Raw genomic sequence first — 6,000 nt, forward strand, 5'->3', positions numbered from 1 at the left:
AGCCTGCCGAACCGAAAGGACCAACCGACGTGGCCGAGCACACCGCCTGGTGGGAGTTCATAGAATCCATCAAAGGGGACATGACGACGAAGGCGCTAGCCCATCATCTGGGCGTATCCGTTCCTACCCTCAGTCGTTGGAAACGCGGGGCACACCCCGACCCCAACCTGGTGATCGACGTAGCCCGCGTGAGCAACGCCAACATCATCGGCGCCATGGTCGCCGCCGGGTACCTCTCCCCCACCGAGGTCGACGCCTACGTGCACGGGCAACTCGCCCTCTCCGATGTCCCCCTCACTCAACTTCTCCGTGAGGTGGCCGACCGCATCGACCACCTGGAGGACCAACTGTCCACCGACCAGGACCCCGCGGCGGCAGCCACCCAGCGTGGACGGTCCATCCTGAACGGGCTCATCGGCTGACGGTGCCTGCGCGGTGGACGCCCTATGGCTGCGAGGGCGTCTCAGGACTTCGGGCGGGGCCGGGAGTGCACTCCCGGACACTAGAGGATCGGGACGTTACAACGGTATGCCGCTAGCGCTGCATCACTGCAACGTCGTAGCGGTGAAGTGTTGGAGGGTTACAGCGCTACTGTCTCAACCATAAGGAGCCCGCCGGGAGCGAGTTCATCCAGACGCGAGACGAAGCCGTCGACCGGAGAGATCCCGCTACCGGCGGGACCTTGCAGGGGCTGATCGGGGTTCTCTGGTTCGACGTCGCCAGCGCACTCCCCTGTGCGCGTCGAGATCACCCCGACGGTGACCTCGGCTACAGGCAGGGTTCCCGGCTGCGTCCGGACGATCGCCGCTCCCCCGGAGTCTCCGCTTCGTGCGCATGCCGACGACGGCATCACCCGGTCCTCCCCCTCCCCGCGCTCACCTTCGGTCGGCAGGACCATTCCGGACTCAACCTGCGAGGTGGCCCCGCGCAGGAGCACCTCACGTCCCACTGACAGCGGGTCGACCAGCAAGGACATCGGCGGGGTCACCGGGACCACATCGGTCGGCAGGTTCGCCGACGTGGTCACGCTGCCGGGGTCGGTGATTTCGACTAGTGCCCAGTCGGAGTCGGGCATCCCGTTGGCCACGATGCTTCCGACCTCGGTGTGATCGGTGTCGGTTACCGTGTCCCCCACCGCTCCGCAGTGTGCTGCCGTCAGGGCGTAGCCCAGGCCGGTCTCCGCGGTAAAGGAGAACGCTACCGAGCACCCGGAGACCACCGAGACCTCGGGGTCCCGGCTGTGGATAAGGATGCGGGCGCCGCGCGGCCACGGCGGTATCGGCGAGGTCAGCACTTCGGAATCCACCGACTGGGAGGCTGATCCACTGGCGTGCTCTGCCTGCTTCATGGCGCTGGGATCGGCAGCGCGGTTGGTCCCGCCACCGTCGACGAGCAGCAGGATGAGGGCAACGATAAGTGCCGCAGCGATCAACCACAGCGCGGAGGTGACGGCTATCAGCCACGGCGAGTAGCCGGGCTTTGGAGTTGAGTTACCAACGTGGTTGGTAGATGAGGAAGTCATAAAAGATGACATTACAGCGTCACGCAGCCATGACGGCACAACGTTAACGCTAGGACGCTGCAATGTTGTCGTGCTGCGGGGACATGACGCTGACGGTGGGACGTTGTAGCGCCCTTTTCTACTGCTGGTGTTGTCCCGGGGACGGGGCTCATCGATAAACGCCGGCGTACAGGGCCGCCCGATGTCCGCAGGGATGCGCGACGACGTTGCAACGCTACCGAGTCCCGACGCTACAGCTGTAGGCCCACCGCGGCGTAGCGGTACAACCCTAGCGCTACGACGCTGTAATTCAGTGAGGTTGAAGCGACAACGTTGTAACGATGCAGCGCCACGCCTGCCGCGCAAATACGCCGTGGCGCTGCCGCTGTGTCGCGACAACGTTACTGAAGCAGCGCCACAACGTCCCAGAGCTGCACCGTCTAGCCGTTAACGGCTAGACGGTGTGCGGTTCCAGCGTTGGGACGTTAACGGCTAGACGGTGTGCGGTTCCAACGTTGGGACGTTAACGGCTAGACGGTGTGCGGTTCCAACGTTGTGACGTTAACGCTGCGATGGTAACGGTACACCGCTATGGCCGCACAACGTTGTGGTCACAAAGCTGTGAGGGTACAACGTTGTAACGCCGCGCATCCGGAGAATCCGGATGCGCGGCGTTACGGGTGGGGGAGGGGCACGCTACATAGCAGCGACGTGGCCTACCCGCGAGGGTCGGCGTGCTCGGCGTCCTCGATGACATCGGCGAGGTCGTCGTAGAGCTCGACGATGTCCTCGGTCAGCTCCTGATGCTCGGGGCTGTTGAGGTCGATCGGAAGGCCGGCAGCTGACATTGCGATGTCGCCGGAGGCGACAACGTCGCGGCGAGTGTTCAGGGAGACGATCCGCGAGATCATCTCGGCGGGGATTTCGACCGTCCGGGTCGTCGATGCGGAATCGCAGTCGAATATTCTCGGGGAGATGGCAGGGGAGAGTGCGCTGGTCATGGCTATGCGCAGCCTTTCAGATAGTGGTTTCTTGCTGTGGCGGTAATCAGGTTGTCGGCCCCTCCGGGAGAGAGGGGACGAAACGGGCTCAACGACCTGGCGGTTCTGCTGGTTGGGCAGAGCAACCTAATCGTTGCCGACCAGTATGCCATACGGGGCGCCCGCCGATGGAGGAACGCTGCCTGGTTCCGCGAACACTGCTGGTTTAAGCAAATCGTGATAGTGTAAAGCAAAAGGTACCGGATAGCGCAACTATTCCGAACGTATCAAACACGACTCGCACCACCCGAGACCCGACACCGACGCCGTCCGAGACCCAGAAAGCCGCCACAGCCATGACCACGAACAATGCTTCCTTCCCCGTGTTCTTCAACAACACCGACGCAGCCCGCCTGGCCGGTGTGAGCCGACGAACTATGCTGCGCCCCACCCGCCTCGGAAAGCCGTCCCCCTACACCGACAACGCCGGCAGACCCGTCGACCCCATGCCGCGGCTGGGCAACCAGACCTCCTGGCGCTGGCCCGCTGCCCGCCTGATCGAGGCGCTGCACCTCACCGACGACGAGGCCCGTGCCCTGCTGGCCGAGCCGGACCGCGCCAGCGCATAGAAGAATCCCCCACCGGTGCCCGCCGGTAGGGGATTCGAGCGCCACCCCGTTCGCCACGGAGCCACCGTACAGCCAGGGGGGCGCAAACGACACTGAAGTTTCAGCCGCAACTAGGAGCATAGCAGCAGATGGACACGACGTCCGGCGACAACGCCGCAGCTCGCCTCACCGACCTTCTCAGGGCCACCACCGGCGACACCCTGACCACCACGGCCGAGCACGCCCGCGCGTTCATCCGACCCTTGCTCGACGCAGGCTGCCCGCTACTGCCGCTGCGCACCGACACCGGCAACCAGAAAGCCCCGGTCTACCCCGGCGGCTTCAACGCAGCCTCCACCGACCACGACACCTGGGACCGGTGGCTCGACGAGCTCTACACGACCGACCGCGGACCTGGAACTCCGGCGATGGGCCTGGGAATGCGCGTCGGAACCAACGCCGTCGTCATCGACGTCGACGACCCGGACGAGCACGCCGCCTTCACCGAATTCTGTGCCCACATCGGTCTCGGCGACCCCGGCGTACCGACCGTCACCACGCCCGGATCGACGGACGCCTCCGGTGCCGTGAAGCACCACTCCGGGGGCCACTGGTGGTTCGCCACCGTGCCTGGCGACATCCCCGCACGCCTGAACAAGACCATCCGCATCGACGCCGCCGGGCGCACCGACGCCGACATTCCCACCGATGAGGTCACCGACCCCGCCACCGGTACGGTCACCCGTACCGCCGCACCGTCGTTCGCCCTGATGCTGTCCACCGGCTTCGTGGCGATCCCGCCGACCCAGCGTGATGAAGGCCTCTACCGGTTGGCCGGGCCGGTCAACTCCGTGCCCGAGAACTTGCGCACATACCTGCGCGAATTGGAGGTCTCGCGCGGCAACGCCGAGTCCGAGGCGCTGCGCGAGCGGATCGCCCGGCGATCCCGGCCGCGCACCGATCAGCAGGAGGCCCTCGACGAGGCGATCGACGCCTGGGGCGACCAGCACAGTTGGGCCGACATCCTCATGCCGCAAGGTTGGGAGATCACCGGCCACGACCGCTGCGGGTGTGAGCAGTGGCGCCGACCGGGGGCCAGTTCCACCAAGTCCGCAACCGCCCACGACTGCACCGTGGGCACCTACCTGAAAGTCTGGACCGACAACGCCGGGGCCTACGGGCTGACCAAGGACGGCACCTACTCCAAGATGCAGCTCAACGCCGCGATGAACCACGCCGGCGACACCCGCGCCGCACTCACCGGTGCCGGCATCACCTCCGGGCTGACGAAGATCGACACCGGCATGTTCGACCTGCGCGAGCGCATCCGAGCGATCAACGAGCAGCAGGCCGCGGCTGCCGGCGTCGACGTCAACGACCCCGACCTACCCGAGGTGCCCTACGACGAAGCCGCCTACCCGCTGGGCCACCCCAACAACCCACGGCTGGTCGAGCGGATCTTCGACTTCAATGACGTCACCCGGGCGATCTACCACAGCGCACGATCCCGGCCGGTCTACACCTCACCGATGACCCTGCTGTTCTCCGAGCTGATCCGTGCCGGGCGCACCAGTTCGCACGGAAGCCACACCGAACTCGACGACCAGCTCAGCATGTTCGTCGCGCTGTGCGCCCGCTCCGGCGGCGGCAAGTCGGTGGCGATGTCCATGATGCAACGCCCCAGCATCTTCCTGCGCGGCGGGCTGAGCCACCGCAACCGCGAGGCCACCACCCCCGCCGGCGACCTGGTCGTCGGCGGGCTGGCCTCGGGCCAGGCCATGATCGACGGGCTGGCCGAGGAGGTCATCAAGCCCGGAGACGACGAGGGATCGCGCCCGGAAAAGGTGCTGGCCATGCGCAGTCCCGCCGTGCTGACGATCATCGAGGACGAGCTGGACAACCTCGCCGCCAAGTCGCAGAGTGGCTCGACGCTGTCCAACACGGTGCTGTCGGCCTGGTCCTGCGGCACCATCGGCGACCTGTCGCGAACCCACGGTATGCGCATGATCAACGGCGTCGACGACCCCTACACCGTCTACCTGGTCGGCGGCATACAGCCTGCCCGAGCCTCGACGATGGTGGGGCGGGCGGCGGTGTCCTCGGGACTGGCGCAGCGCGTGTTCTTCATCGCCACCGAGGATCCCTGGTTCGACGACCCGCAGTTGGGTTCACCGCGACCCGACGCCGCGGTGGTGGCCAGCCCGCAGGCCGGCGGGATGCTGGAGTGGGACGACGGCAAGAAGCAGTTCTGCCTGCCGGCGGTGCCGAACTCGACCGCCGTGGAGTTCTGCCCGGAGATGCGCCACGCCATGCGGCTGCAGAACCTGCACACCGCCCGCGGCGATCAGGATCCCCGCGACACCCACCTGACACGTGTGCGGTTCCGGCTGGCGTGCCTGATGGCGCTGCACAGCGGACAGCGCAAGGTCACCCCGGAGGTGTGGGAGTGGACCTCGGCACTGATGGAGCACCGCCGCCTGGCGTTCGCCTTCGTGGAGGAGGGCGCCGAAGCCGCCGCCCAGGAGGAGGCCGACGAGCAGTCGGTGCAGCGCCGCCGGGCCGATGCTGCGTCAGCCGACCAGATCGCCAACGAGACCGCGGAGGTTGCGTCGGCGTTGCTGGCGAAGTTGCCGCCGGAGGGGATGACGCGCTCGCCGTGGCGAAAGAACATGGCAAAGCGCCGCCGGAGGTTCTTCGACGCTGCCGTTGCCGAACTTGAGAGCTCCGGGCAAGTCGTCCGGGCGGCCACCGAACGTGGCGGCGTGAGGTACTTCCGGGCCCCCTAGGGTGGTGTATGAGCCGCTAAAGGTGGCGGCTAGAACGTTTAGGGTGGCGGGGCCGCCACCCATTCTGACCTGCGACAACATCTAGGGTGGTGGGGTGGCGGGGGGGGGGGGGGGGGAAGCCCCCC

Annotated in this window: 5 protein-coding genes; 3 read left to right on the forward strand and 2 right to left on the reverse strand. The window is 66.6% G+C overall.

Annotated features, from left to right (window positions below):
- Positions 1 to 188 precede the first annotated feature (188 nt).
- On the forward strand, positions 189 to 422 hold the full coding sequence (locus ACT3UN_RS14860) for a hypothetical protein (RefSeq protein WP_444657456.1): 234 nt from the start codon (positions 189 to 191) through the stop codon (positions 420 to 422).
- 158 nt (positions 423 to 580) lie between these two features.
- On the opposite strand, the gene ACT3UN_RS14865 is transcribed toward ACT3UN_RS14860, so the two are convergent.
- Entirely contained in the window at positions 581 to 1,522 is a 942-nt protein-coding gene (locus tag ACT3UN_RS14865; protein ID WP_444657457.1) for a hypothetical protein, read from the reverse strand.
- Positions 1,523 to 2,217: 695 nt separating this feature from the next.
- Positions 2,218 to 2,502, reverse strand: coding sequence for a hypothetical protein (locus ACT3UN_RS14870; RefSeq protein ID WP_444657458.1), 285 nt, complete (start codon positions 2,500 to 2,502; stop codon positions 2,218 to 2,220).
- A gap of 335 nt (positions 2,503 to 2,837) precedes the next feature.
- On the opposite strand from ACT3UN_RS14870, the gene ACT3UN_RS14875 reads away from it, so the two are divergent.
- Together ACT3UN_RS14875 and ACT3UN_RS14880 are read left to right on the forward strand one after the other, a co-directional pair.
- Entirely contained in the window at positions 2,838 to 3,110 is a 273-nt protein-coding gene (locus ACT3UN_RS14875) for a hypothetical protein (RefSeq protein WP_444657459.1), read from the forward strand.
- A 128-nt stretch (positions 3,111 to 3,238) separates the two neighbouring features.
- A complete protein-coding gene (locus ACT3UN_RS14880) occupies positions 3,239 to 5,875 on the forward strand; it encodes a bifunctional DNA primase/polymerase (RefSeq protein ID WP_444657460.1) in 2,637 nt (878 codons plus the stop codon).
- Positions 5,876 to 6,000: the final 125 nt, after the last annotated feature.

Source organism: Corynebacterium sp. AOP12-C2-36 (assembly GCF_052379185.1).
In the GTDB taxonomy this organism is placed as follows: Bacteria; Actinomycetota; Actinomycetes; order Mycobacteriales; family Mycobacteriaceae; genus Corynebacterium.

Excerpts from the sequence above, each read along its gene's own strand:
- ACT3UN_RS14865 (WP_444657457.1), bottom strand. The coding sequence starts at position 1,522 with ATGACTTCCTCATCTACCAACCACGTTGGTAACTCAACTCCAAAGCCC.
- ACT3UN_RS14870 (WP_444657458.1), bottom strand. The coding sequence starts at position 2,502 with ATGACCAGCGCACTCTCCCCTGCCATCTCCCCGAGAATATTCGACTGC.
- ACT3UN_RS14875 (WP_444657459.1), top strand. The coding sequence starts at position 2,838 with ATGACCACGAACAATGCTTCCTTCCCCGTGTTCTTCAACAACACCGAC.
- ACT3UN_RS14880 (WP_444657460.1), top strand. The coding sequence starts at position 3,239 with ATGGACACGACGTCCGGCGACAACGCCGCAGCTCGCCTCACCGACCTT.